We start from the raw sequence: 23089 nt of genomic DNA, 5'->3' as shown, positions 1-23089 counted from the left end.
AGACCAACGAATTAAGAAGAAGTCTCGTTCTGATTCTTATAACGCAAAACCTTGATTTATGAGAACCATTATTACTCCCCTTGCATGTTTATGCTGTTTCTTTGCTTCCTCGCAAAACATTTTTTTGGATCCCACCTTCGGTTATGAAGGTTTTACCTACGTGGAAAACACCTCAGAAATTAACAAAATTGCCCTGAATCCGGATGGCAGCATTATCAGCGCCGGACGTAAATTCATATCCGGTGGTTCTAATATCGTTCTGACAAAGCATGATGCCATCGGAACACAGGATCTTACATTCGGAACGGGTGGAGTTGCACTTAACAGCAATTTTAATTCGGTTGATTTACGTGATATTCAATTACAGGCCGACGGAAAAATTCTTCTGGCAGGATCCAATTACACCGGATTAGATACCGGGCCAGGTGGCTCACCTATTATCCATGCATTCGTTATGCGGTATCATCCGAACGGGGTTATCGACTCCAGTTTCGCTACGAACGGAGTTTTCGAGGTGACTGATTACAACCAAAGCGAATTTAATGCTGTTCTGGTACAAAGCGATCAGTCCCTGCGCTTGATATCATACTCAGATGGTATTACCTACATCACCAAATTAACTTCTGCAGGAACATTGGATAATTCATTCGGAACGAATGGAAGCAGGGCAATTAGTGATCTTAGCACTTTCTTTTTCTTTAACCGGGGGGCAATTACCTTAAACGACGGTTCCATTTTATCTTATGGTTTGGATGACACCGGTTTTACCAATTCTAAACTAACCTGTGTAAAAATAAATGCTTCGGGAGATCTGATCACTTCTTTCGGACAGAACGGAATCTCTTCTTTCGACCTGGATCCGGATCCCAATACTATTGAACTAATTACAAATGCCCAGGAATTGCCCGATGGGAAAATAATTCTTGGAGGAAGTGCCACTGATAACCTGATTCTTAAGATAAAGGCCGATGGGACCGCTGACAGCAGTTTCTCCGTAAACGGGATTTTAAATCATACGTTCCCTTTCAGGGATATGCTCGTTCAGCCGAACGGGAAAATCGTAATCGGCGGTTCCTCCTTGATATCAATGAACAACTATGGTTTCTCGATCACAAGGTTTAACAGTGACGGAACTATTGATCTCGGCTTCAACAGTACCGGAACATTTGAAACAGATCTTACGGAAAGAAACGATCTTTTGTACTGCATGAGATTAGCAGGCCCCGAGCACTTATTGATTGGAGGTTCCATGCGTCCGATTGATTTTAACTCGATTTTTGCACTGGCACAAATTGATATGAGCGAGTCGTTGGGATTGACCGGAAACAAATCCGAAGTACTTTCCATTTACCCGAATCCTTTCTCCGACAACGTAACTGTTTCCATCGAAAACGAATCTGTTACGACAGTTCAATTAACGGATGCAACAGGAAGGATTATTAACAGTTACCCGGTAAACAAAACCGCTCTTTTATCGTTGGAAAATTTGGAAGCAGGTGTGTATCACCTTGTTTTCACGAATAATAGACAAGAAGTTATCAGTAAGAAATTAATCAAACAATAACTCCAATCATTTCGTGGGCAGGCGATTAATCGTCTGTCCACATGTTTTTTTTATTTTGATTGACAACCTTCGCTTTTTCAAGTTGTATTAGGGATAACAAATACTCCATACAACATGAAATTATTTTCTACTCTTTTCATCTCAATCGCTGGAATTTCGGCATTTGCCCAGACCGTTCATTTAAATCCCACTTTTGGGAATAACGGAATTGTCATTACACCCAACACTTCAGAAATCAACCGGATTGCCATTGACCCGAACGGGGTTATCTTTAGTGCAGGATACAGCATTGAGAGCGGCGGAACGGGAATTTATCACCTGACTGTTGCAAAAAACGGTATTCACGGAGCTCCAATTTCTAATTTCGGTACCAACGGATTGGTTACGACCACCATTGATTATTCGGAATTCCCATTGGATATTCAACTCCAGAGCGACGGGAAAATCCTGGTTGCAGGTTCGTCCTACTTAGGTCCTACCCAAAGCGGACCGGGAGATTACAATTCTTTTGTAGTTCGATACACACCAACAGGTGATTTAGACAATACTTTTGCGAACAACGGTATCTTTAAACTGAACCATTCGGACAGTCACATTGCAAAAATGATTGTATTATCAAACGGAGCTGTTCTTTTAGCAGGAAACAGTTACGGCACCGGTACAGTCAGCAAAATCAATTCAAACGGAGTATTGGACCCGAATTTTGGGAACGGCGGCTCCAAATTTCTTTCTGATGCCAATTTCACCTTTCTTCTCTGGGATGCTATCCTGCTTTCAGACAACACCATTCTTTGCGTTGGATACGACGGCAATGATTTGAACAACATGAAACCGGCTTACTGTAAACTGGATCTGGATGGCAATTTTGTTTCGAATTTCGGTCAAAACGGAAAAGTAGTGATGGATCTATTTGCCGGGGGCTTTCCTGAAGTGGTTGAATTTTTGCAAAAAGCCATCGAACTTCCAACCGGTCAGATCGTAATCGGCGGGCAGGCTATGGGATCAATGCTTATGAAGATAAATGCAGACGGAACACTTGTCAGTAATTTTGGAAACAACGGGATTTTGAACCATCCCTACCCCTACGCTGATTTTGAAGTCCAGGCAGATGGTAAATTCCTGATCGGCGGAAGCCATATCATTACGGATTACAATGCCGGTTTTTCAATTACCCGTTTAAATACTGACGGAACTTTGGACAATAGTTTCAACGGAACAGGGACATTTACAGCTGATATTTCTCCGGAAAATGATTACCTGCAGCAGATGAAGCTGAAAGACAACGGACACCTACTGGTTGGTGGCTCATCCGGTTTATTAAGCAACGGTTCGGATTTTATGCTGGCAGACATTGACATCAATCAAAGTTTAACGCTTTCCGAAGAAAACTTGGATGGAATGACTGTTTACCCGAATCCTTTTTCATCGGATCTAAACATTTCTATCACGAATGCAGAAATCGTTGAAGTAAAGTTGGCAGATGAAGCCGGAAGAATTATTGCTTCATTCATTCCCAACATGGAAAACACCTTGCATTTGAACACACTGGCTGGCGGAGTCTATCAATTGGTAATCACGGATCAATCCGGGAAAACAGCTGTCAAAAAGATCGTGAAGGAATAAGCTTTGAGGTGAACTTTGCTAACTTCGTTCCATGCAATTGAAATTATTTTTAGCACAGTTTAACCTGTTTACAGAAACCGAAATAGAAGAAGCTATACTCTTGTTCTCCAAAAAGACTTTCAAAAAAGGAAGTCATTTTGTCCGGGAAGGTGAAAAATGTTCGGAAGTCGCTTTTATTGAAAAAGGTGTCTTCCGTTCTTTCTACATGACTACGAAAGGCGACGAAATGACCTATTGCTTTCGCTTTCCGGGCGACATGATGGCTGCCTATTCTGCATTCATTACCGGAAAAGGGAGCGTGGAATACATACAGGCATTGTCTGATGCAGAATTGTTGGTCATTCCAAAAGACCGGATTGATGACTTATTAGCGAAAAGTCCGGCATGGATTCATTTTTTGAAAATCATGGCAGAGCAGCAATACCTCGAACTGGAAGGACGCGTATTCCAATTACAGCGAGACTCTGCACAGGAACGCTACCAGAACCTCATCGAAGAACAGCCCGAATACGTCCGTCGGATATCCGTTCAGCACCTGGCTTCGTACCTGGGAATTACCCAACGACATCTGAGCAGGATAAGAAAATCTGTCGTTTGATGACAAATGTCCTTTTTTAAGGAATCAGATGAAACTAGCTTTACTCAAAAAACAATCATGGGCAAGAAAATTTTGATCATCAACGGACATCCGAATAAAGACTCGTTCAATTTCGGAATCGCGGCAGCATATAAAAAAGGAGTTTTAAGCACAGGAACTGAAGTTAAAGAAATAGTTATTGCAAACCTGGATTTCAATCCGAACCTGCAATTTGGTTACCAGAAACGCACGGAACTGGAACCCGACCTGCTGGAAGCATGGGAGAAAATCCAATGGGCAGACCACCTGGTTTGGATACACCCGGTTTGGTGGGGAGGCCTGCCGGCTATTACCAAAGGATTCATTGACCGCCTATTCCTTCCCGGATTTGCTTTTCAGTACCGGGAGAATTCTCATTTCTGGGATAAACTCCTGAAGGGTAAAACCGCTCACATCATTACGACCCTGGATCAGCCCGGTTTCTTTTACCGCCTGTTTTTTCACCGGCCGAGTGTTAATCAATTGAGACGTTCTGTGTTGAAATTCTGCGGTATCAGTCCGGTAACAGTCAGTTATATCGGTATCGTCCGGAATTCTACCCCCGAAATGCGGAAAAAGTGGCTGGAGAAGGTTGAGAGCTGGGGAAGAAAATTGAAATAGGTTTGTCCTCCCCCATTGTCCCTCCAGACGAGTTCCTGTCGGGACAAGCTCTCCGAAGGGCGATTAAGGGGGAGGATATCAAAAACTACCATTCATCAATCCGCCGGTATGCAGGAAAACGATGGTCTGCGGTTTTTCAAAACTCTGTTGCGAAAGCCATTCCATGAGTGCATAAAATGCTTTTCCGGTATAGATTTTATCTAAAGGAAGATTGTATTCCTTTTTGCATTCCGAGATAAAATCAAGCAGCTCGGAAGTCCATTTTCCATAGCCGCCGAAATGGGCTTCCAGGTGCACTTCTACCCTTTTCACATATTCATCGATTGTTTCTTCGTCAACCAGGAAAGGAAAAAGCTGTTTGCGCATCTCAGCAAGTGCATCAAATCCTTTCAAAACCGGAACAACATGTAACCTTGTTTCTTCAGTTATTCCAAGCAGTAAACCACAACTGGTAGTTGTTGTGCCCTGTGCAACGAACAAATGATCAATTTCAGTAGGAAGTTCTTTTACAATTTCCTGGCAGCCGACCATTCCGTAATAATTGGAGCCGCCTTCCGGAACCAATAAGAAATGAGGATAGGCTTCTTTCCAGCCTTCCTGACAGCTTTTTTCATTGCGTTCGTCATAAGATTCCCGCGAAATAAACTTCAGTTCCATTCCGAGTTCAGAACAACGCTTCAGATTGTGATTGCTTTCAGCAGTCAATTCTTCGCCTCTCACCACGCCTACTGATTTCAATCCTGCCGCATGACAAGCTGAGGCTACCGCCAGCAAATGGTTTGAAAAAGCCCCGCCAAAGGTTAAAATACCGTCTTTCTTCTGGTGATCCGCCAATTCAAGGTTGTATTTCAATTTTCGCCATTTATTCCCGGATACTTCCGGATGGATCAGATCGTCGCGTTTTACCAGCAAACGAACATTCCTAAACTGATCAGAATCCAGTTTGATTTCCTGTAAAATGGAAAGGGATGTATCAAAGAGCTCCATGAAATGCGTAATTTTGTCGTATGAATGATGATTTTCGTCCACTCCCCAAAAATAATGGTTTAGATCCGGAAGACTTTTATTATACACCGGAAGGTTATATTGTTTTTACGGAAAAATACCATTTGAAACGTGGTCATTGCTGCAAAAGTGGCTGCAGACACTGTCCGTATGGGTATGATAAAAAAACGGATTCGTTCAGAAAGTAATTATCAATTATGAATTTTACAATTATCGAGGTTTGAAACTCTTGATAATTCATTCCTTGATAATTGATAATTACCCCACGTATTCCTCAAACAACCGCTCCACTTCTTTCTCCAAATCAGCTGTCTTTCCCGGGTGTGGGCGCGAAGTCTGGATAATTGAGCTTCTTACGGCCGTGAGCCAGCGAAAACGTTCCGGTAATTCCTCACATGCAATTGGTCCGCCGGCTTTTGATCCTGCACTGATCAATTCGAATGCATGCAGGTTTGCCTTAATCTGGCCTAAATCCATTTCGCACTTAAAGAGTTTCAATCGTTCTTCGGGAATCACAATCTTAGTCCGGATAAATTTTTGCTTTTTTGAAAACAAAATGATACCCACGTTGATGAATTCTTCGCGTTCGACCTGCGGGACCAGGCGGATTACTGCATATTCATACAAGAACATTTCGGGCATTTTTAGCTTCGTTTACAAAATTCACAGAACTCTTCAGCCGGATACTTAAAAACTGTTTGTACACATTTCTAATTTCATCCGGTGTTGCTTCCAAATCTTCCCATTCCAGCCAGGATTCAGGAAGTTCATCTACCAATGCGTGCAGTTTTTCTTCGTTCAGCCTGGAATGTGCGAATGCTTCCGCCTCATCCATTTTGGAAGCCCGGGGAAGTAATACATGATCTTTCACATACATGAAATTGCTTTGGGCTGTAAGCTTCCAATTCTCCCAGGTATGGTGAAAATAAAACGATGCACCATGGTCGATCAGCCACAGTTCTTTCTTCCAGATCAACATATTTGTATTTCTGAACGTGCGGTCGATATTCGTAATAAAAGCATCCAGCCATACAATGCGTGAAGCTATTTCCTCATCGACATTCGTTACTACCGGATCGAATGTGATTGCGCCCGTTAAAAAGTGCAACCCTAAATTCAATCCGTGGCTGGCGCGAAGCAAATCCTGGATTTCTTCATCGGCTTCCGAACGACCGAAATCCTCGTCCAGGTTCACAAAAACCAATTCCGGGACTTTAAATCCGAGCATCCGCGCAATTTCTCCACCCAGGAACTCCGAAATCAGTGCTTTTACACCATGACCTGCTCCCCTGAATTTCAAGACGTACTTAAAATCGTCATCTGCGTCCACCAGTGCCGGAAGCGAACCTCCTTCTCTCAGGGGAGAAATGTACCGGGTAACATTTACTGTTCTTAACAATTCCGACATAATCAATCTGGCTTTCGAATACCATTTTCAGGGACTTTCCCGGTGTATTCAGATAAAATGGTTTTAATGTACTTGATATCCGCATCTACATTCCCGGTTGGAGTAAACGGAGAATGGAATCCGCCTATCTTGCGCTTGTAATCGATATATGCGATATAGATCGGAACACCCGCATTCTGTGCGATATAGTAAAATCCTTTTTTCCAATGCGGCTGATAGCTTCTCGTTCCTTCAGGAGTAAATACCAAAAAGCACTTTTCATTGTTTTTGAAGATATTTACTGCTTGCTCCGTAATGTTATTGTTTTTCTTACGGTCTACCGGAATTCCTCCCATAGCCTTTAGGATAGGCCCCAGCGGAAAGAAGAACAAATCTTTTTTGATCAGGAATTTCGCATTCACTTTATAGTGTGCAAAAGCCATTTTACCTATCACAAAATCCCAGTTAGAAGTATGCGGACCGACAACGACAACAGCTTTATCAATACCTACCGGAGTATGACTATCTATTTTCCAACCGAATAACTTAAGTATCCAGAAAAAGAATTTTCCCATGAAACAAAGTTACAATTTCAATAAAAAATTACCTTTATGCCATGCAAATAAAAAAACGCTTTTATGCTGCCTTCCTTGTAGTGCTGCTTACAGCATCCAGTTTACTGATTTTTATTTGCCTGAATCTCCTCTCTACTAATCAAAATAATCCGCTTGTTCCTGTTCCTGATGACGCCAACTGGGTGTTGAGACTGGATGCGGAATCATTTGTTAAGAAAGAAGTCTACAACACCTTATTTGCAGATAAAGACGATGCCTTTATTCTAAAGGTACGCGAGTTGATCGATAAGAACTTCAACGGTGAATCCGATAAGAAATCACTTCGCATTGAGCCGCAGGAAGATATTGTACTTTACGGGATTGACCGGAACAATAAAAGCTACCTGCTGATTGCTGTCCAAACAAAAGATGCAGCCGCATTCAGTGAAAACATAACTGCCTATTGCAAATCCAACCAGGCCGGAAAAGCTTCAGGCCGCTGCGGATTATTCATCCAGCAGACCAAAGGAAAAAAGAACCGGGCAGAATTGGAAAAAATACTGGAAGATATTTTAAACCAGCCATTTAAAGAATTAAAAAAGGCCGCTTCCGAAAAGAATGAGTTTATTGCATTGAAAGTGAGAAAACTCCCTTCAAAGAGTGGTTTTTCCACCATGAACTTATCCATTCAACATCAGGAGAAATCCATTAACCTGGAAGGAGAAATTACCTACCCGAAAAAATTACATCCAAGTTTGAAATTCGGGTTAAAACCAGAAGGTGTGTACGTTTATTCCCGCTTTATACCGGAAGCATTACCGGATACTTTGTTGAATTTCCTTCCCGACGGGCTCCCCCACTTTAAAGACATCGAAGCTTATGCCGTTGATTTTAAAGGGACTTATTTGGAAGATCCGAAAGACAGTCTTCCGAGTATCGTAGGTTTTTTACCGACTCCGGTCATGAACCTGATTATCCGATCGAAGCATGAATGCAAGGTTGAAGACCTTTGGAAAGCATTTCCGGAATCTGTTCGCAGACCAAACCTGACATTAAACTTCGGAAATACGGTCTTCCATTTGAAGCAGCTTTCTGAGACCACCTATTTCATTGGTGTTGATCCGAATGCTATAATCCCCTATTCCGGAAATGATGTTTTCTTTATCAAAGGACATTTGGAAAAATCTACCAAGATTTATGGAAGTACTTTTGTAACTGCTTTCATTGAGAATATGGGCCCTGTTAAGGCATTCAATGACTTTTTGAACAGCTCCGAATCGATCCATATAGAGATCAAACCGAAAAATGGAGATCGCTACTCTATAAACGGGAAAATTAATTTCAAGCAAGACAAGCATCCGCTTCATGAAATGACCAAAATGGTTTTCTCAATGCCGATCTTTGAACAGTAATCAAACGTAGCGTATTTTAGCGGTCATTGTTCTGTCACCCTTGAGTGAAAATTTAAAATTTTCATATTTGGGCTTACTCCAGGAAGTGTGGTAATAATCTGCAAACCCAAATCCTTCATCGGGCATGAACATGGTGTAATCCATTTCCTTATTCTTGTTTTCATCATCTAAAAGGGCTATTCCGTATTCTCCTTCTTCGATTCCTGTAAACGTACATGTGAGTGAATTGTTTTTCATTTCACTTTTATCTACCACCTTAACTTTCCAGGCCAGTCCTTTGTTGTAGTTTTCTGAACTCCGGAAAATCTGAAGCTGGATAGTACCGTTATTGTTTCGGATATTGGTTACTTTAATGGTTATCGTATGATAATTCGGCGCCTTAAACGAAACAGATACCACATAAACGAGCGCGAAGAAAATAAAGGTGAAGAATGATTTTTTCATTGGTAAAATAGATATGCCTGCATAAATTTAATACTTCTGTTTTAAACTTATCCGGCTTCGATCTGATTTAACAATTCTTCAAAATAAGCCGGTGCGTCTATTAAACGGGATCCGTACCAGGAAAAGAATTCACCGTCGACAAGTACAACCTGGCTTCCGGGAAATTGATTTTGCAATTCTTCGATGTGTTTTTCCTTGAAGGGATAAGGTTCCGAGCTAAGGAAAATCAGTTCCGGATTCAAACCCGTCATTTCAACTTCCGGGTAGCGTTCTTCCTTTATCGCATTTTGAAAACCCAAAGTGGTTAACATCGCATCAATGAAAGTATTCGGACCGACTGCGATGTAGGGATTTTTCCAAATAAGATAAAGAACCGTTTGATTCGTTCTTTTCAGATTTTCCAACCGGGAAAAGTTCTGTCTGATTTTCGATACGATTTCTTCCGCCTTTTGTGAAGTCCCTGTGAGCGATCCTACCTCCCGGATCATTTCAAGCGCATCCTCCAGGTTGAAAATGTCACTCATCCAGGTGGGAAGGAATTTTTCCAGTTCCTCAATATCCGTTTGGTTGTTTTCTTCTTTATTTCCAATCACCAAATCCGGATTCAGGGATTTCACCAGGTCAACCTTCACATGCTTCGTCCCGCCGATCAGCTGCACTTCTTTTTTCAGCCCTCTGGGATGGACACAGAACTTTGTAATCCCGACCAGCTTATCCCGCAATCCCAAATCCACCAATAATTCCGTTTGCGAAGGAACCAACGACACAATACGCGAAACGGTGGAATTCACCTCCACCGTTCGCTGCATTTGATCTGTATAATTCTTTTTATCCATTTTTATAAAAATCCTTCGTTGTGGTTAGTCGCGACTGACCACAACGGGTTTTTATTTATTATGCCAATGATGCAATTACATCCTGGCGAGTCAGGATTTTCTTATCTCCGTTTGCACGCTCCACGATTACTGCCGGAGTTTGCTCGTTGATTAATTTCGCTACGTCTTCCAATTTCGCTGTTCCGGGAACAACCGGGAAAGGTTTCTGCATGATCTTCGAAATCGGTGTGTCTCTCAATGCAGGATTATCGACTAATAACTGGTAAACCTGGGAATCATTCAAAGAACCAACCAATTCACCGTCTCTCAGAACCGGAATTTGGGAAATGTTGTATTTGCGCATTTTCATAATGGCATGTGAAACCAGCTCTTCGGAATACAAAGTCACCAAAGGCAGGTCTGCATGACGTGCAATCACGTCTTCTGCTGTTTTGAACTCTTCTTCCAGGAATCCGCGCTCACGCATCCAATCGTCGTTGAAAATCTTACCGACATAACGGCTTCCATGATCGTGGAATAATACAACAACCACATCATTTTCTGTTAATTGGTCCTGTAACTGCAGCAACCCACCGATAGCCGCACCTGCAGAGTTTCCAACGAAAATTCCTTCTTCACGTGCCAGGCGGCGTGTATAAACCGCAGCATCTTTATCCGTTACTTTCTCAAACAAATCAATGACATCGAAATCCACGTTTGCAGGAAGAATATCCTCCCCGATTCCTTCCGTGATGTAAGGATAGATCTCGTTCTCGTCAAAAATCCCTGTTTCCTTGTATTTCTTGAAAACAGATCCGTAGGTATCGATTCCCCAAATCTTGATATTCGGGTTTTTCTCTTTCAAATATTTTCCAACTCCGGAAATAGTTCCTCCTGTTCCAACTCCAACGATAAAGTGTGTTACTTTCCCGTCAGTCTGTTCCCAGATCTCAGGTCCTGTCTGCTCATAATGAGCGACACGGTTCGACAGGTTATCGTATTGGTTAACATACCAGGAATTCGGAATTTCTTTCGCCAGTCTTTTAGAAACAGAATAATAAGAACGCGGGTCAGAAGGCTCAACAGCTGTAGGGCAAACCACCACTTCAGCTCCAACAGCACGCAAAATATCCATTTTCTCTTTCGACTGCTTGTCGTTCAATACACAAATCAGTTTATAACCTTTTACGATAGCTGCAAGTGCTAATCCCATTCCTGTATTCCCGGAAGTTCCTTCGATAATTGTTCCGCCCGGCTTCAACAGTCCGTTTTTCTCAGCATCTTCAATCATTTTCACCGCCATACGGTCTTTTACAGAGTTCCCCGGGTTGGTTGTTTCAACTTTCGCCAAAACAGTTGCCTTACAGTTTTTGGTAAGCTTGTTTAGTCGGACTAAAGGCGTATTCCCGATAGTCTCTAATATGTTGTTATAAACTTTCATGTACTGAATTTTACACAAAGATAGTTTTAATTCAAAATTCAACAGGTAAAATGCAAAAGTGACGGAAGAAAGTGTGAAATGTACCGTTTTGGAATGCTTAAAAGTCAGTGGTCAGAATACTCCGGCACGGTTTTAGATATTCCTGCAACGACTTTAAAGCTGCAGGTATGTACATTCAAGGAATCCATATATTTGCAACGAACTACATATTATGAAACAACTACTTGCACTCAGTATTTCCAGCTTATTGATTTTCAGCTCCTGCAGAACTACACAGGGTATGCAAATTGAAGTACAACGGCCCGCAACAATTTCGGTTGATCGGAATATCAAATCATTGGCATTGCTTAATCACTCCATTCCGGGAAAAGCAGGACTTCTTGAAGGAACGCTGACTTTGGAAACTCCCAAACAAGACAAGGAGCTATCCAATGAATGCATGCGGGGGATCGATCAGCTTCTTCGAACGAGTCCACGTTTCGAGATCAAACAATGCGACAGCTCCATGATGGCTTCCAAACCAACCAGTGTGGATTTTGGATCTCCTATGAACTGGGAACAGGTAGACAGTATTTGTAAAAAATACGGTACAGACGCTTTACTAAGCCTGGAGTTTTTCGATACCGATTTCAGTGTGATCAACCCGGCAGCCACTGCTGTGAATACGGTGCAAAGTATCCTCAACGGAAATGCTGAAGTGGAAATTACCGGAAAAGCTACTGCAAGAGCCGGTTTTATGCTCTATGATCCCGTTAATAAAGCAATTATTTACCGCGACATGTACAAACAGGACAAAACCTGGGTGCAGCGCTCCACCAACCCAGCGGAAGCTTTAGGCCGTTTAATTAAGCGCAATGAGGCTTTAAGTGAAGTCAGCTATTATACCGGGCAGTCTTTCGCGCACGACCTGATACCTCTTTATTTCTGGGAACAGCGTATGATGTACATTGGCAAAAAGGGCCGCATGAAAGTTGGAGCACGGCAAGCATTGACGAGAGATTGGGAAGGAGCGTTAAATACCTGGAAGGAAGAATACGATTCCAATCCGAAATCCAAGTTTAAAGCACGGGCAGCTTACAATGCTGCTTTGGCTTATGAAGTGTTGGGTGATCTGCAGAATGCCAAAGCTTGGATCCAAAAATCTTATGTGGAAGGTGGAAAAGATGAAGCGCTTCAATATTCCAATGTCCTTGAGAAACGCATCCGTGATCTGGGTAGACTGGAAAACCAAACCAATTGATTATTCAAACTTTTTTGAATTTTGAATTTGGCATTTTGAATTGTTTGAGAAAGTTTAGCTAACTTTGTGTTCATGTCGGATTTCGTTGTTTCTGCCAGAAAATACAGACCCCAGACCTTTGATACGGTTGTTGGGCAGAAGGCAATTACCAATACGCTTAAAAACGCAATTAAGAACCAGCATTTAGCGCAGGCTTTCTTGTTTTGCGGTTCGCGCGGGGTTGGTAAAACAACAACTGCACGTATCCTTGCGAAAACTATTAACTGTTTTAACAGAACGGAATCTGTTGAGGCTTGTGATCAGTGTGAAAGCTGCCTTTCCTTCAATGAAGGAGCTTCTCTGAATGTTTACGAATTAGATGCTGCATCCAACAACTCTGTTGACGATATCCGCGGACTGATTGACCAGGTGCGCATCGCCCCGCAATTGGGAACCCACAAGGTGTATATCATCGACGAGGTTCACATGTTGTCAACAGCAGCTTTCAATGCCTTTTTGAAGACTCTGGAAGAACCGCCTGCACATGCGATCTTTATTTTAGCGACCACCGAAAAGCACAAAATCTTACCAACGATTTTATCGCGCTGCCAGATTTTTGATTTTCAACGCATCAAGGTAAAAGACATTGCCGATCATTTGGCACATGTTGCTACACAGGAAGCTATTTCTGCAGATCCGGATGCGCTTCACCTCATTGCTCAAAAAGCAGACGGTGCTTTGCGCGATGCTTTGTCTATTTTCGATCAGATCGTAAGCTTTTGCGGAACGACGATTACACATAAAGCTGTACTGGAAAACCTCAATGTACTGGATCACGATTACTATTTCAAGGTCGTGGAAAATGCATTGAATGAAGATATTCCGGCTTGTCTCTTATTGTTCAATGATGTCATGGAAAAAGGATTTGACGGGCATCATTTCATAGTCGGGCTTGCCGAGCATTTCAGAAACCTTTTGATCTGCAAAGATCCGCGAACTGCGAACTTACTGGAAGTGGGTGAAACTACTGAAAAACTGTTTGTTGATCAGGCTAAAAAAATAGACGCAGCTTTTGCACTGCGCTGCCTGGGTGTTCTCAGTAAAGCAGATGTGGATTACAAATCCGCAAAGAACCAACGCCTGCTGGTCGAACTAACGCTTATGCAAATTTGTTCGGTTAAATCTGAGCTTGAAAAAAAAAATCCTTAACTGACCCTGTTCCGATTATTCCATTTGCAGGACAAAGTCTCAGAAATGAATCCAAACCGATAAACAAACCTTCGGTAACCCCTGAAAGAGCTGCTTTCTCGGTAAAACCAGAGGCAAAAGTCCTGTCAGCACCAACTGGAAATTTAAATTCGAACAATTTATCGATCAATCACTTAATTGAGCAGCAAAAAGCCAAGGCGCAAGTTCCACAAAGTGATTTGCCTAAAAAGGAATTCCATAAAGACGACGTAGTGAGGCTTTGGAAAACCATGGCGCATACGCAAAAATTGAACGGACAAGACCAGGTTTATCACGTAATGATCAAACGGGAGCCTGTTCAGCTGGATGAAACAACTTTCCAGTTTGAAGTAGACAATACCATTCAATTAACCCGCCTGGAAGGTGCAATCGGCGAGGTCATGGCATATATCCGCAAGGAAATCCAAAATTACGACCTCGTCATTCAATTGGAAATGGTCAAAGACGCACCGGAAGAAGTCAAATACCTGAATGGTCCGGACCGTTTCGATAAATTAGCGAAGAAAAATTCAAACCTTTTCGACCTGAAGAACCGTTTTAACTTAGACATCGATTATTAAGTATATGAAAATTCTTGAAATTAGCATGCTTTGCGTGCTGCTTATTGCAAGTTCCTGTAATGACGAATCTGCATCAGACGCGAATATAACTACCGAAAATACGGACGGTAAAAAAAGCAATGAGAGCCTGGATGCAAGAGCCAAAAGAGAGATCATGGCATCTTTGGCTATCCCGGTTAACGAAAAGTTTTCCCTGAGAATTTACAAGGAATACATCAATGCAGACACGATTGAGGACGCGATCATCACGGTCAACCGACTGGAATATGCCATGGACGAAGCCATCAGGAACAAGCGCGAGGCAAAAGCTGCTGAAATCGGGTTCACCGGGAACTACAACTATATATTCTATTACGACGGCGCTCTGGACCGTATTTCCAATCCAATCTTTGCCCCATCAAGCCCGGGAAGAGAACTGGATATCGAATTCCGCTCAATTGTAGCTCCGACCAGAAAAGATGTGATAGTAGGATACCGCATCAGGAACTCGGGCTGGAAAAGTTATTTCTCCGTATTTAACGAACACGATCTGATGATGGTTTTCCAATGGAAATCCTTTGATTATGCCGGTGAGGACCATCCTGAAGCGCTATTCCATGAATTCGAAGAAAACCCGAACCAGGTGCCTATGGATATTGCAATCTATGAAAGCGAAATAGACTCATACACCAAAAATATCGGTGATATGTACCAATACATTCCTTCGATTACCCGGAAAAAAACCTTGAAATTGAAGTTCTTCCTGGACCCGGTTGTAAAAAAGTACCGCCTTTACCCGGAATTTGCCAAAAACCTGCCGAAGAAAGTATGAGTTCCACCGAAGGAAAAATAGAAGTCCCTTCTTCAATCAGATACCGGACATTTCAAACAGGCGAACATGTCAAACACCTGGTTTACGTCCTTCACGGCTACGGACAATTGGTCGAATATTTCAGCCAAAAGTTCCTGGATGTTCCACAAGAAGACATTCTGTTTGTTTTCCCGGAAGGAAGACACCGATTTTACCTCAGAGGAACTTCCGGCAGAGTTGGAGCTTCCTGGATGACCAAAGAATGGCGGGAAGAAGATATTCGATTGAATATCCTGAGTTTGGACATCCTTCACGCTGCGATGCTGAAAAACCATTCACCGGAAAAGATTACCGTCATCGGCTTTTCACAAGGCGGAGCAACGGCTGCTCGCTGGCTTGCACACGGCAGTGTCAACTGCGACCATTTTGTTTCCTGGGCAAGTGTTTATCCTCCCGACCTGGCAGTTGAAGAACATACAAATCTGGCTAAAAAAAGCTCTTTTGTTTTGGGTACTGAGGATGAGTTCTTCCCGAAAGCGGACCAGGAAATCCTGATTGCGGATTATCAATCCCGGGGTATACATATTGCCCGTTTTGAAGGCACACACGATATTGATAAAGAAACACTTATACGTATTTTATGAAACAGTTCCTTTTACTCCTGATTCTTGCATGCAGCAGCAATTTCGGTTTTGCGCAGGAAGACACCGAGCTTTACCTGAAAGATGAAGAAGAAACCACCACAAAAGAATTTACTCCATACAATGAAATTGGTGCCGATATTCACTTTTCAGCCAGTACATTCGGTGGAACCGGTGGTGTGGGACTAAAGTTCGGTATTGTCCGCAACAAATATATTTCTTTCGGTCCGTCTGCACGTTATCATTATTCCTTTTACAAGAATAACGGACTAAGCGGATCTTATTCCGTATATGGAGGCGGAGCTTTTATACACGGGCGTTTTTTCAACTACCTGTTTGTTGGTGCTGAATTTGAGCTATTATCCAATCCTTTCAGCAATACCAACGGAATTATTGCTCCCAAACGCGTTTGGGTTCCCACTGCTTTAGTCGGGTTTGGTTTCTCTCACGCATTCGGTGAGGAAGGAAATTTCAGACTAAATGCGGGAATCATGTATGATGTCATCAATAATCTGAACAGCCCTTTCAGACCAGGATATTTCATGAAAAAACAAACCGCAAATGGTCAACCGGGTGCACTGATTCCATTGATTTACCGGATTGCGTTCTTTTTCAAGCTTTAGCTTGAAAAGTTCAAATCTTCTTTCACTGACGACCTTCAGTGTCAGGATTTGAAAACGTTCTTCGAACTTCGAAGGTTCAAAAAGGTTCAAAGTGAACTGTTGCTTAAATGAATCTATTTGAACATTTGAACATTTGAACATTTGAACATTTGAACATTTGAACATTTGAACATTTGAACATTTGAACATTTGAACATTTGAACTATTAAACCTTCGAGCGAAATAGTGTATAAACTGCCATATCCTGGTAAGTTCCGTTGAAATAGACCCTGTCTTTGAAATGCGCTTCTTTTTCAAATCCCAAAGATTCCAGCAGGAATATTGCCCCCCTGTTTCCCGGTGACACGAATGCTTCGATGGCATGCAGGTTCATTTTTTCAAATCCGAAAGAGACAATTGCCCGGACAGCTTCCAGGGCGATATTCTTTCCCCAGTAATCGACAGAAAGCTCACCCCCGATCTCAGCGCGATTGTTCGGATAATCGATCCGGTTAAACCCGCAGGTACCTATAATTTCGGATCCGTCTCTCAGGATTCCGGCCCATCCGATAGCCGCTTTTGATTCAAATGCATCCGAAGTCTTTTTGACCAATTCTTCTGCTGCCTCAACTCCTGTCATGCTGTTGCGCGCAATAAATTGGTTTACCCGTTTATTTTGCCGCATTTGCATGATCTCTACGGCATCTTTCAGCTGGATTTGCCGCAATAACAATCTTTCCGTTTGAATAACCGGGAATTGTTCGAAAACTGTTTTATTTATGTTCATAATTTTATTATTGTGCCTTTCCCGAAACTTCGGGACTCATTCACCTTTATCAGTTCCTAATAGTCTTCCGGAGACTGAGCGCGAAGTCCCGGCCAAAAAAAATCCTCTCCGAAAACGAAGAGGATTAATCCATTATTTTACACTGCCCATTGGTCCGAAATCAACCAGTTCAACATAGAAAACCAATGTTGAGAACGGCGGAATGGTATTCGGGTCCGGAGAGTCTTTTCCATAAGCCATGTTTTGAGGAACGTATAATTTGTACTTCCCTCCTTTTTTCATGAATGGAATACCAACTGTCCAGCCCGGGATCACTCCTCCAAGGTTAAATACCGGGATTTGCGGCCCGTTAAGGGATGATTGCAAAGTATCCCCTTCAGTATTCATTAAAACATAATGAGCTTTCACATCGCTTGTCGCTGTCGGACTTCCACCTGTTCCTGCCTGGATCGTTTCCATATACAATCCGTTTGGCAATTCTTTGATGGTTGCAATCTGTTTCACTTTATTGAAGAACGCTGTTTCCTTTTTAGTTACTTCAGCCATCACGCGCGTGTTGACTTTTGTCATAAAATCTTTCAGCATTGTTGCTTTCAAATCTTTCGCGATCAGGGTATCTTCTTTCTTCAAACCAAGACTAAAACCGTAAACCAGGTATTCTTTATCAAACTCGTTGTATGATTTAGCCTGTGTCCAGCTTGTTTTAAACATTCCCCCGATGAACTTACCGATACACAAGGAAGCATCCTTCACGTATTTCTCATTGAATTCCTGTTGGCTTGGTCCCAATAAATTCTGAATGGTTGTCTGACAAGCCGCATCAAATGATTTTTCGTCTGTCAATCCTTCTTCAAACCCTTTTAGAATTTGGTCCTTGTCGTATTTCGCGAAGTTAGGGTCCTGAAGCAATTGTCCTGCATTGTCAGCTCCCATCAGGTAGGAAATTCGCTGTTTCGGTGTATTCAACGGCAATGATTTTGTAGCGTCTTTATCGTCACCACATGCAAAAGTCACCGCTAATAGCAGAGAGGCAAGAATGATTTTTTTCATCTTAGTTATTTTCAATTCCTAATAGTTCAACGTCAAAAACAAGCGCCATAAACGGCTTGATTGCTCCCCCCGGATGCGGATGAGCTCCGTATGCCAAATCTTGCGGGATGTACAAACGGTATTTCGATCCAACAGGCATCAATTGCAATGCTTCTGTCCATCCTTTAATCACCTGGTGCACTCCGAAAGTTGCAGGAATTCCTCTTGTAACAGAACTGTCGAATACTGTTCCGTCGATCAGAGTTCCGTGGTAATGAACATTTACCGTATCTGTACTGGTTGGTTTCGGTCCGTTACCCAATTCAACCACTTCGTACTGCAAACCTGAAGCAGTTGTTGTAACTCCTTCTTTCTTAGCGTTCTCAGCCAGGAATGCTTCTCCTTCGTTTTTATACACTTCAAACTTTGAAGCTGTAATTTCCTGGATATACTTCTGGATAATTTCATTCGCCTGATCGGGTGAGTATTTCGTTGTTTTCCCGCTGAAAACATCCGAAATTGCTTCCGCCATAACTGAAGGATCGATTCCTCCCAAATCCTGCTGCATCAAACTATCTGCAACGCTTAGACCAATGCAGTAACTAACTGCCTGAATATCTTGTGACATGCTTATTTTTTTTGGTGCAAAGATAGGTTATAATTACGAATTACGAGTTCCTAATCATTGTTGTCCGGTTAAATTTCCAACACCTCTGATAATCCTCTTTGTCTCCCTACTTTTTGCCCAGGCAGAAAAAGTAGGCAAAACTGCCTTTGCACAATTACAGCTTTCGGCCAACCAGTCGATCCGGATCAATTCACGAAAAGGCGGGATCAGGATCCAAAATGCAATCCTGTAGTTGTTTTACAAACACTACAGGATTAGCACTTTCCGGAATTGATAACCGAATCGACTGGTTGTCGTTTCTTCAAAAAAATCTGAAGGACGGGTAATGATTGGAAGATTCTGTACTATTCCTACAGGCCGTGTAATTGTGCGTTTTAGCAACTCGTATCAAGCCATCAAAAAAGTTAGATTCTTAATTTCAAAAATCACCCTCCCTATTAGTTAGAATTGATTCAAAATCTCATGAAATAAGGAAAAGTAAGAAAGACAAATCTTTTTTGTAGGACCAAAGTGGTTCCTAATTCCTAATTGATGTTATGCATTTCTCTCATTTCATTCGGAATTCGGAAATGGGAACTCCATTCATGAATAATTACTTTCTAACCCCGCTTCCTATTACATTCCCGTACATGCTCATTTCCAACTTCATGCTGCCATCTTCCCGGGGTTTGAATTCCATCACTCCGTTGGTTCCTCCCTGACGAATGGCCTGAAAAACCGTCGCCGAAGAAGGGAAAAAGCGCATATCCCAATCCGCTTTATTCGTGTTATAGACCAAATGACCATCCAAGTATGTGATTATGTGCTTTTCATCCGGGTTTTCCGGATCGGCATATTCGCCTGTATACAGTTTCATCACTTCTTCCTTTTGATCCGCTTTTTTCACGAATTCATTCGAAGATGGTTTATTGTCCATAATCTCACAGATTGTTTGATACGGACAAGCTCCATTGTGAAAATTATTCAGCACAATAACTGTGCGGTCCTGTTTGGAATTGTAATGTATCAAAGTAATATAACCGTCCCAGCTTCCGGTATGTCCGTACGAGATCGAACTACTCCCTTTTCGCACATCAAACCCAAATCCGTACTTTACGTCTTTACCTTCTGAAGTTTTGGTAATTGCCATCACTTCTTCAAATTCCTGAGCGGTTAGCAATTGATTATTTTTAATCGCATTTATCCATTTGTAAAGGTCTTCCACCGTGGAATGCACTTTTGCAGCGCCATAAACCCCATCCATGTAATAGTACTCCTTTTTCCCAATCCGCTCATCATCCGGTGTTGCTTTTTCAAATGAATTTTTAATCCATTCGTAGCCGAAGGCATAATTCTTCAGTTTACGCGGAGCTTCTCGTCTACAGTAAATAAAAGTGTGATCCATTTTAAGCGGGCGAAAGATCTTTTCAGCCAGGTAAGCATCCAGCTTCTTCCCGGAAACCCTTTCGATAATTACTGCTAAAAGTACGTAATTCGTATTGGTATATCTTTGTTTGGAATGAGACGGAAATTCCAGCGTATCTTTTTGTTCTGCAAAATAAGCTACCACATCCTGCGGAGTTGCAATCCGTTCATTTTTCCAGTCCTGTGTAAAATGCCCGAGTATGAATTCAGGAATTCCACTTGTGTGGTGAAGCAGATCATAGATGGTAACTCCTTTAAAACTGCTCAGCTCAGGAAGATACTTCGTAATGTCGTCTGTATATTCCAGCTTTTTATCCCTGTGAAGCAAAGCAATTCCTACTCCCGTGAACTGCTTACTGCAGGATGCCAGCTCGAAAATAGTCTTGGAATTGTTCAGCTCTTTGGAAAGCTCATTGCGGTAACCTTTCCCTCCTTTGTAAATGATCTTTCCTTTTTCAGCTATCAATACGCTTCCGCTAAATTGATTTTGCGCTGCCAGAGATGTAAATAAAGAATCTAATCGTTTTTCGGTTTGGTTCTTTTGTCCGAAAGACAGAACGCCTGCAAATAGAAACGCTGTCGTTAAAATGGGTTGAATGTTCATATACCTTTGAAATTTATCATTCAAAGGTACGAATAATTTCGTACGAAATAATAGGTAGGTAATTTTAACCAATAATATTATCTCAAAAACGACATCTATTCTATTGATTATCAAGATTAATCCTGATGATATTTCTTTTGCTCTTCTTCATAGCGCGGAAGGTTAAGCTTGTATTCTTCCACATTCCAGGTCATTCCCCAATAAGAAACATAATCCTGAAGTTTCCCCAATCCTACACTTGCTCTTCGCTTGTCGACATTGTCAGGATCTTCCAGCGGTAATACATAATTTTCATTGGTTTCTTTGAACATCCCGATCTGGCTTCCATAGATCTGTTTCTTTCCTTGTCCCAATGCAACGCGGTCTTCCAATAAAGCCAGACTGGAAGCAGCCGCATTTCCTTTTGCAACTGCTTCACGCATCATCGGCAAATACTGTTCCTGCGTTTTCTGATCAGCATGCTGGATCACCAGGAACAGGGTAGAATTTCCTTTTCCGCCCACCACATCGGCTCCAAGCCAGCCCCGAGTGTCTAAGATCTTTTTGACTTCGATCAAATTCAGGGAATCGTGAAACCCTATGACTTTCCATATCGAATCCATTTGCGGGGATTTCCACCCGTATTTCTCATTGATTTCATTGATCCGCATACGGTGAGACTGATCTTCTTCGTATATTTTATTCAGCTTTGCTACAAGCGGTTTGTCGAAATTTGCTTCTTCTTTTTCCTTATTCTTTTTAACACTGTTAATGACTTTTTTCCAGCGCTTGTCTTTGTGTAAAGTATTCAGGTCGGTGTCGGAAGAAATGTGTTCCAGGTTCGTGTAACCTCCATTTTGGGTAATCTTAAATAACTGAACGAAAGCAGAATCAGGTACACCTGCCAAAGCCCATGAACACGCTGCATTGTAGCGGTCTCCGGCAAACCCCTTCCCTCCAAAAGCAGCAAAAGCTTCCGCGTATTTCTCTGCGGAAGCTTTGTACTCTTTAACTTCATAAAAACCAAATGCCTGAGTTACAAGCGAATCATAAACCTGCTCTTGTTGTGCGTTTGCATTTCGCACCCAGAAAAAGCAACTGAAGAATATGCTGAATATAAAAGTGGTTCTGATCATTTGATATTTATTGGGCTTTGTTATGAGACAAAATTAGTTCTCCAAAAAAACAAATACTTGTAGAATTGGGACTCATTCATCAAATTTCCAAAAAATATCTTCTTCCCCCATTTTCTGTACTGAGGCAAAGAAATTACCCGGAGTTTGTCCTGTTAACTCTTTAAACCGGTTGGTAAAGTCTGACTGATCGTAATAGAGACTGTAAAGTGAGACCTCTGTCAGATTTTTCATGCCCATATTGACAGCTGCCTGGATACTGGTCCGGAACTTAACCACTTTTTTGTACTCTTCGATTGAACAATTGAGGTGCTTGTGAAAATGACGGAGCAGTGTTTTCCTGTTCACACCGATCTGATCAGCCAGTTCATCTACCTGTATCGTTCCAAAACTGCTGAAAATACGTTCAACTGCCTGCTGTACAATTTTCAGGTCCGGGTTCTGCCGGAAACGTTTTTCAAACAACTGATCTAACAAATCTCTTTTATGTTCCAGATTATGAGCACGAAATACCTCCTCCAGTTCGGGGTAAATTTCCGGATTCCAGTGTGAAAATTCCACTGTTTCCCCGTTGTAAAGTTTGAAAACAGGTTCTGAAATAAAATGATTGATTCCAAGGGGATGAAATGCAACACCTAATTTATGAAACGGCTCCGGTAATTCTACACGCATTTGCCGGTCATAATTCATGGTATACTTTGTTACAAAAGAGTCTCCGGTTTTATAAGCTGTGAAACCATGTTTAAAATGGGGAAAAAAAACAAAACTCCGGCCCGGGTCTGCTTCGTCCGAATCATGAAAATAATAGTAGGAAATGTACTTTGCAATTAGTTCGTTCTTGGGTTTAACTGTTACAAAACGCTCCATGAACTCAAAATTAACCATTCGGACCGGATCCTTTTTTCTATTCAATCAACGTTTCGGACTATTTAATAAAAAACGACTCCTACAGGTTACAGTTGTGTATAAACCTGGTTTTAAAT

26 protein-coding genes are annotated in these 23089 nt (G+C 42.0%); 13 read left to right on the top strand and 13 right to left on the bottom strand.

The annotated features are described in order from the left end of the window. The first annotated feature begins 58 nt into the window (after positions 1-58). The 4 genes from QZT69_RS15495 to QZT69_RS15480 all read left to right on the top strand — a co-directional run bounded on the left by QZT69_RS15495 (position 59) and on the right by QZT69_RS15480 (position 4424). On the top strand, positions 59-1564 hold the full coding sequence (locus QZT69_RS15495) for a T9SS type A sorting domain-containing protein (protein WP_294677049.1): 1506 nt from the start codon (positions 59-61) through the stop codon (positions 1562-1564). A 114-nt stretch (positions 1565-1678) separates the two neighbouring features. Continuing rightward, entirely contained in the window at positions 1679-3187 is a 1509-nt protein-coding gene (locus tag QZT69_RS15490) for a T9SS type A sorting domain-containing protein (protein WP_294677048.1), read from the top strand. A 31-nt stretch (positions 3188-3218) separates the two neighbouring features. Continuing rightward, on the top strand, positions 3219-3785 hold the full coding sequence (locus QZT69_RS15485; protein ID WP_294677047.1) for a Crp/Fnr family transcriptional regulator: 567 nt from the start codon (positions 3219-3221) through the stop codon (positions 3783-3785). 57 nt (positions 3786-3842) lie between these two features. Continuing rightward, entirely contained in the window at positions 3843-4424 is a 582-nt protein-coding gene (locus tag QZT69_RS15480; protein ID WP_294677046.1) for an NAD(P)H-dependent oxidoreductase, read from the top strand. 78 nt (positions 4425-4502) lie between these two features. On the opposite strand, the gene QZT69_RS15475 is transcribed toward QZT69_RS15480, so the two are convergent. Continuing rightward, positions 4503-5498, bottom strand: coding sequence for a 1-aminocyclopropane-1-carboxylate deaminase/D-cysteine desulfhydrase (locus tag QZT69_RS15475; RefSeq protein WP_294677045.1), 996 nt, complete (start codon positions 5496-5498; stop codon positions 4503-4505). Between QZT69_RS15475 and QZT69_RS15470 the strand changes: the two genes are divergently transcribed. Beyond that, positions 5432-5617 (top strand): DUF5522 domain-containing protein, encoded by a 186-nt coding sequence (locus QZT69_RS15470; RefSeq protein WP_294677044.1) that lies wholly within the window; start codon positions 5432-5434, stop codon positions 5615-5617. The genes QZT69_RS15475 and QZT69_RS15470 overlap by 67 nt on opposite strands. A gap of 70 nt (positions 5618-5687) precedes the next feature. On the opposite strand, the gene QZT69_RS15465 is transcribed toward QZT69_RS15470, so the two are convergent. Genes QZT69_RS15465 through QZT69_RS15455 form a run of 3 tightly spaced genes read right to left on the bottom strand, consistent with a single transcriptional unit; the run spans position 5688 to position 7391 of the window. Continuing rightward, on the bottom strand, positions 5688-6071 hold the full coding sequence (locus QZT69_RS15465; protein WP_294677043.1) for a DUF3037 domain-containing protein: 384 nt from the start codon (positions 6069-6071) through the stop codon (positions 5688-5690). Next, positions 6049-6837 (bottom strand): HipA family kinase, encoded by a 789-nt coding sequence (locus QZT69_RS15460; RefSeq protein ID WP_294677042.1) that lies wholly within the window; start codon positions 6835-6837, stop codon positions 6049-6051. Before QZT69_RS15460 ends, QZT69_RS15465 begins: the two co-directional genes overlap by 23 nt. Positions 6838-6839: 2 nt before the next feature. After that, entirely contained in the window at positions 6840-7391 is a 552-nt protein-coding gene (locus QZT69_RS15455; RefSeq protein ID WP_294677041.1) for a 1-acyl-sn-glycerol-3-phosphate acyltransferase, read from the bottom strand. A 41-nt stretch (positions 7392-7432) separates the two neighbouring features. Here QZT69_RS15455 and QZT69_RS15450 point away from each other — a divergent pair, with 41 nt between their 5' ends. Next, positions 7433-8782, top strand: coding sequence for a hypothetical protein (locus QZT69_RS15450; RefSeq protein ID WP_294677040.1), 1350 nt, complete (start codon positions 7433-7435; stop codon positions 8780-8782). Here QZT69_RS15450 and QZT69_RS15445 read toward each other — a convergent pair whose 3' ends face one another. Genes QZT69_RS15445 through QZT69_RS15435 form a run of 3 tightly spaced genes read right to left on the bottom strand, consistent with a single transcriptional unit; the run spans position 8783 to position 11482 of the window. Further along, positions 8783-9226: a DUF2141 domain-containing protein gene (locus tag QZT69_RS15445; RefSeq protein WP_294677039.1), complete on the bottom strand. Its 444-nt coding sequence runs from the start codon at positions 9224-9226 to the stop codon at positions 8783-8785. 47 nt (positions 9227-9273) lie between these two features. Next, on the bottom strand, positions 9274-10062 hold the full coding sequence (locus QZT69_RS15440; protein WP_294677038.1) for an ABC transporter substrate-binding protein: 789 nt from the start codon (positions 10060-10062) through the stop codon (positions 9274-9276). A gap of 58 nt (positions 10063-10120) precedes the next feature. Beyond that, positions 10121-11482: a pyridoxal-phosphate dependent enzyme gene (locus QZT69_RS15435; protein WP_294677037.1), complete on the bottom strand. Its 1362-nt coding sequence runs from the start codon at positions 11480-11482 to the stop codon at positions 10121-10123. Between the two features lie 211 nt (positions 11483-11693). Between QZT69_RS15435 and QZT69_RS15430 the strand changes: the two genes are divergently transcribed. The 6 genes from QZT69_RS15430 to QZT69_RS15405 all read left to right on the top strand — a co-directional run bounded on the left by QZT69_RS15430 (position 11694) and on the right by QZT69_RS15405 (position 16563). After that, positions 11694-12722 carry a DUF6340 family protein gene (locus QZT69_RS15430; RefSeq protein WP_294677036.1) on the top strand — a complete coding sequence of 343 codons (1029 nt, stop codon included), beginning with the start codon at positions 11694-11696 and terminating at the stop codon, positions 12720-12722. 72 nt (positions 12723-12794) lie between these two features. Beyond that, a complete protein-coding gene (gene dnaX / locus QZT69_RS15425; protein ID WP_294677035.1) occupies positions 12795-13910 on the top strand; it encodes a DNA polymerase III subunit gamma/tau in 1116 nt (371 codons plus the stop codon). Between the two features lie 269 nt (positions 13911-14179). After that, the gene (locus QZT69_RS15420; protein ID WP_294677034.1) at positions 14180-14509 is read left to right on the top strand and encodes a hypothetical protein; all 330 of its coding nucleotides are present in this window, start codon (positions 14180-14182) and stop codon (positions 14507-14509) included. Positions 14510-14513: 4 nt separating this feature from the next. After that, entirely contained in the window at positions 14514-15320 is an 807-nt protein-coding gene (locus QZT69_RS15415) for a hypothetical protein (RefSeq protein ID WP_294677033.1), read from the top strand. Further along, positions 15317-15943: a dienelactone hydrolase family protein gene (locus tag QZT69_RS15410; protein WP_294677032.1), complete on the top strand. Its 627-nt coding sequence runs from the start codon at positions 15317-15319 to the stop codon at positions 15941-15943. Before QZT69_RS15415 ends, QZT69_RS15410 begins: the two co-directional genes overlap by 4 nt. After that, a complete protein-coding gene (locus QZT69_RS15405; RefSeq protein ID WP_294677031.1) occupies positions 15940-16563 on the top strand; it encodes a hypothetical protein in 624 nt (207 codons plus the stop codon). Before QZT69_RS15410 ends, QZT69_RS15405 begins: the two co-directional genes overlap by 4 nt. Positions 16564-16768: 205 nt before the next feature. On the opposite strand, the gene QZT69_RS15400 is transcribed toward QZT69_RS15405, so the two are convergent. From QZT69_RS15400 to QZT69_RS15390, 3 genes are all read right to left on the bottom strand, one after another. Next, positions 16769-17329 carry a GNAT family protein gene (locus QZT69_RS15400; protein ID WP_294677030.1) on the bottom strand — a complete coding sequence of 187 codons (561 nt, stop codon included), beginning with the start codon at positions 17327-17329 and terminating at the stop codon, positions 16769-16771. A gap of 132 nt (positions 17330-17461) precedes the next feature. Then, positions 17462-18379 carry an FKBP-type peptidyl-prolyl cis-trans isomerase gene (locus QZT69_RS15395; protein WP_294677029.1) on the bottom strand — a complete coding sequence of 306 codons (918 nt, stop codon included), beginning with the start codon at positions 18377-18379 and terminating at the stop codon, positions 17462-17464. Between the two features lies 1 nt (position 18380). Next, entirely contained in the window at positions 18381-18986 is a 606-nt protein-coding gene (locus QZT69_RS15390; RefSeq protein WP_294677028.1) for an FKBP-type peptidyl-prolyl cis-trans isomerase, read from the bottom strand. On the opposite strand from QZT69_RS15390, the gene QZT69_RS15385 reads away from it, so the two are divergent. Next, positions 18985-19218, top strand: a complete 234-nt coding sequence (locus QZT69_RS15385) for a hypothetical protein (RefSeq protein WP_294677027.1) — start codon at positions 18985-18987, stop codon at positions 19216-19218. The two genes, QZT69_RS15390 and QZT69_RS15385, sit on opposite strands and share 2 nt — an antisense overlap. A gap of 360 nt (positions 19219-19578) precedes the next feature. Here QZT69_RS15385 and QZT69_RS15380 read toward each other — a convergent pair whose 3' ends face one another. The 3 genes from QZT69_RS15380 to QZT69_RS15370 all read right to left on the bottom strand — a co-directional run bounded on the left by QZT69_RS15380 (position 19579) and on the right by QZT69_RS15370 (position 22973). Beyond that, the gene (locus QZT69_RS15380; protein ID WP_294677026.1) at positions 19579-20994 is read right to left on the bottom strand and encodes a serine hydrolase; all 1416 of its coding nucleotides are present in this window, start codon (positions 20992-20994) and stop codon (positions 19579-19581) included. 116 nt (positions 20995-21110) lie between these two features. After that, complete coding sequence (locus QZT69_RS15375; RefSeq protein ID WP_294677025.1) at positions 21111-22109, bottom strand: DUF6624 domain-containing protein; 999 nt, start codon at positions 22107-22109, stop codon at positions 21111-21113. 72 nt (positions 22110-22181) lie between these two features. Then, entirely contained in the window at positions 22182-22973 is a 792-nt protein-coding gene (locus QZT69_RS15370; protein WP_294677024.1) for an AraC family transcriptional regulator, read from the bottom strand. Between the last annotated feature and the right edge of the window lie 116 nt (positions 22974-23089).

Origin of the sequence: uncultured Fluviicola sp. (assembly GCF_902168135.1) — a bacterium.
In the GTDB taxonomy this organism is placed as follows: domain Bacteria; phylum Bacteroidota; class Bacteroidia; order Flavobacteriales_D; family Crocinitomicaceae; genus Fluviicola.
Note: the sequence above shows the minus strand (reverse complement) of the source record. Positions and strands in the feature narration are given on the sequence as shown.

Bases quoted from the DNA above. Each gene is read 5' to 3' on its own strand.
- QZT69_RS15465 (WP_294677043.1), bottom strand. From the start codon at position 6,071: ATGCCCGAAATGTTCTTGTATGAATATGCAGTAATCCGCCTGGTCCCG.
- QZT69_RS15430 (WP_294677036.1), top strand. From the start codon at position 11,694: ATGAAACAACTACTTGCACTCAGTATTTCCAGCTTATTGATTTTCAGC.
- QZT69_RS15375 (WP_294677025.1), bottom strand. From the start codon at position 22,109: ATGATCAGAACCACTTTTATATTCAGCATATTCTTCAGTTGCTTTTTC.
- QZT69_RS15445 (WP_294677039.1), bottom strand. From the start codon at position 9,226: ATGAAAAAATCATTCTTCACCTTTATTTTCTTCGCGCTCGTTTATGTG.
- QZT69_RS15460 (WP_294677042.1), bottom strand. From the start codon at position 6,837: ATGTCGGAATTGTTAAGAACAGTAAATGTTACCCGGTACATTTCTCCC.
- QZT69_RS15405 (WP_294677031.1), top strand. From the start codon at position 15,940: ATGAAACAGTTCCTTTTACTCCTGATTCTTGCATGCAGCAGCAATTTC.
- QZT69_RS15395 (WP_294677029.1), bottom strand. From the start codon at position 18,379: ATGAAAAAAATCATTCTTGCCTCTCTGCTATTAGCGGTGACTTTTGCA.
- QZT69_RS15480 (WP_294677046.1), top strand. From the start codon at position 3,843: ATGGGCAAGAAAATTTTGATCATCAACGGACATCCGAATAAAGACTCG.
- QZT69_RS15435 (WP_294677037.1), bottom strand. From the start codon at position 11,482: ATGAAAGTTTATAACAACATATTAGAGACTATCGGGAATACGCCTTTA.
- QZT69_RS15470 (WP_294677044.1), top strand. From the start codon at position 5,432: ATGAATGATGATTTTCGTCCACTCCCCAAAAATAATGGTTTAGATCCG.
- QZT69_RS15440 (WP_294677038.1), bottom strand. From the start codon at position 10,062: ATGGATAAAAAGAATTATACAGATCAAATGCAGCGAACGGTGGAGGTG.
- QZT69_RS15490 (WP_294677048.1), top strand. From the start codon at position 1,679: ATGAAATTATTTTCTACTCTTTTCATCTCAATCGCTGGAATTTCGGCA.
- dnaX (WP_294677035.1), top strand. From the start codon at position 12,795: ATGTCGGATTTCGTTGTTTCTGCCAGAAAATACAGACCCCAGACCTTT.
- QZT69_RS15415 (WP_294677033.1), top strand. From the start codon at position 14,514: ATGAAAATTCTTGAAATTAGCATGCTTTGCGTGCTGCTTATTGCAAGT.
- QZT69_RS15390 (WP_294677028.1), bottom strand. From the start codon at position 18,986: ATGTCACAAGATATTCAGGCAGTTAGTTACTGCATTGGTCTAAGCGTT.
- QZT69_RS15485 (WP_294677047.1), top strand. From the start codon at position 3,219: ATGCAATTGAAATTATTTTTAGCACAGTTTAACCTGTTTACAGAAACC.
- QZT69_RS15495 (WP_294677049.1), top strand. From the start codon at position 59: ATGAGAACCATTATTACTCCCCTTGCATGTTTATGCTGTTTCTTTGCT.
- QZT69_RS15400 (WP_294677030.1), bottom strand. From the start codon at position 17,329: ATGAACATAAATAAAACAGTTTTCGAACAATTCCCGGTTATTCAAACG.
- QZT69_RS15380 (WP_294677026.1), bottom strand. From the start codon at position 20,994: ATGAACATTCAACCCATTTTAACGACAGCGTTTCTATTTGCAGGCGTT.
- QZT69_RS15385 (WP_294677027.1), top strand. From the start codon at position 18,985: ATGCTTATTTTTTTTGGTGCAAAGATAGGTTATAATTACGAATTACGA.
- QZT69_RS15420 (WP_294677034.1), top strand. From the start codon at position 14,180: ATGGCGCATACGCAAAAATTGAACGGACAAGACCAGGTTTATCACGTA.
- QZT69_RS15455 (WP_294677041.1), bottom strand. From the start codon at position 7,391: ATGGGAAAATTCTTTTTCTGGATACTTAAGTTATTCGGTTGGAAAATA.
- QZT69_RS15370 (WP_294677024.1), bottom strand. From the start codon at position 22,973: ATGGAGCGTTTTGTAACAGTTAAACCCAAGAACGAACTAATTGCAAAG.
- QZT69_RS15450 (WP_294677040.1), top strand. From the start codon at position 7,433: ATGCAAATAAAAAAACGCTTTTATGCTGCCTTCCTTGTAGTGCTGCTT.
- QZT69_RS15410 (WP_294677032.1), top strand. From the start codon at position 15,317: ATGAGTTCCACCGAAGGAAAAATAGAAGTCCCTTCTTCAATCAGATAC.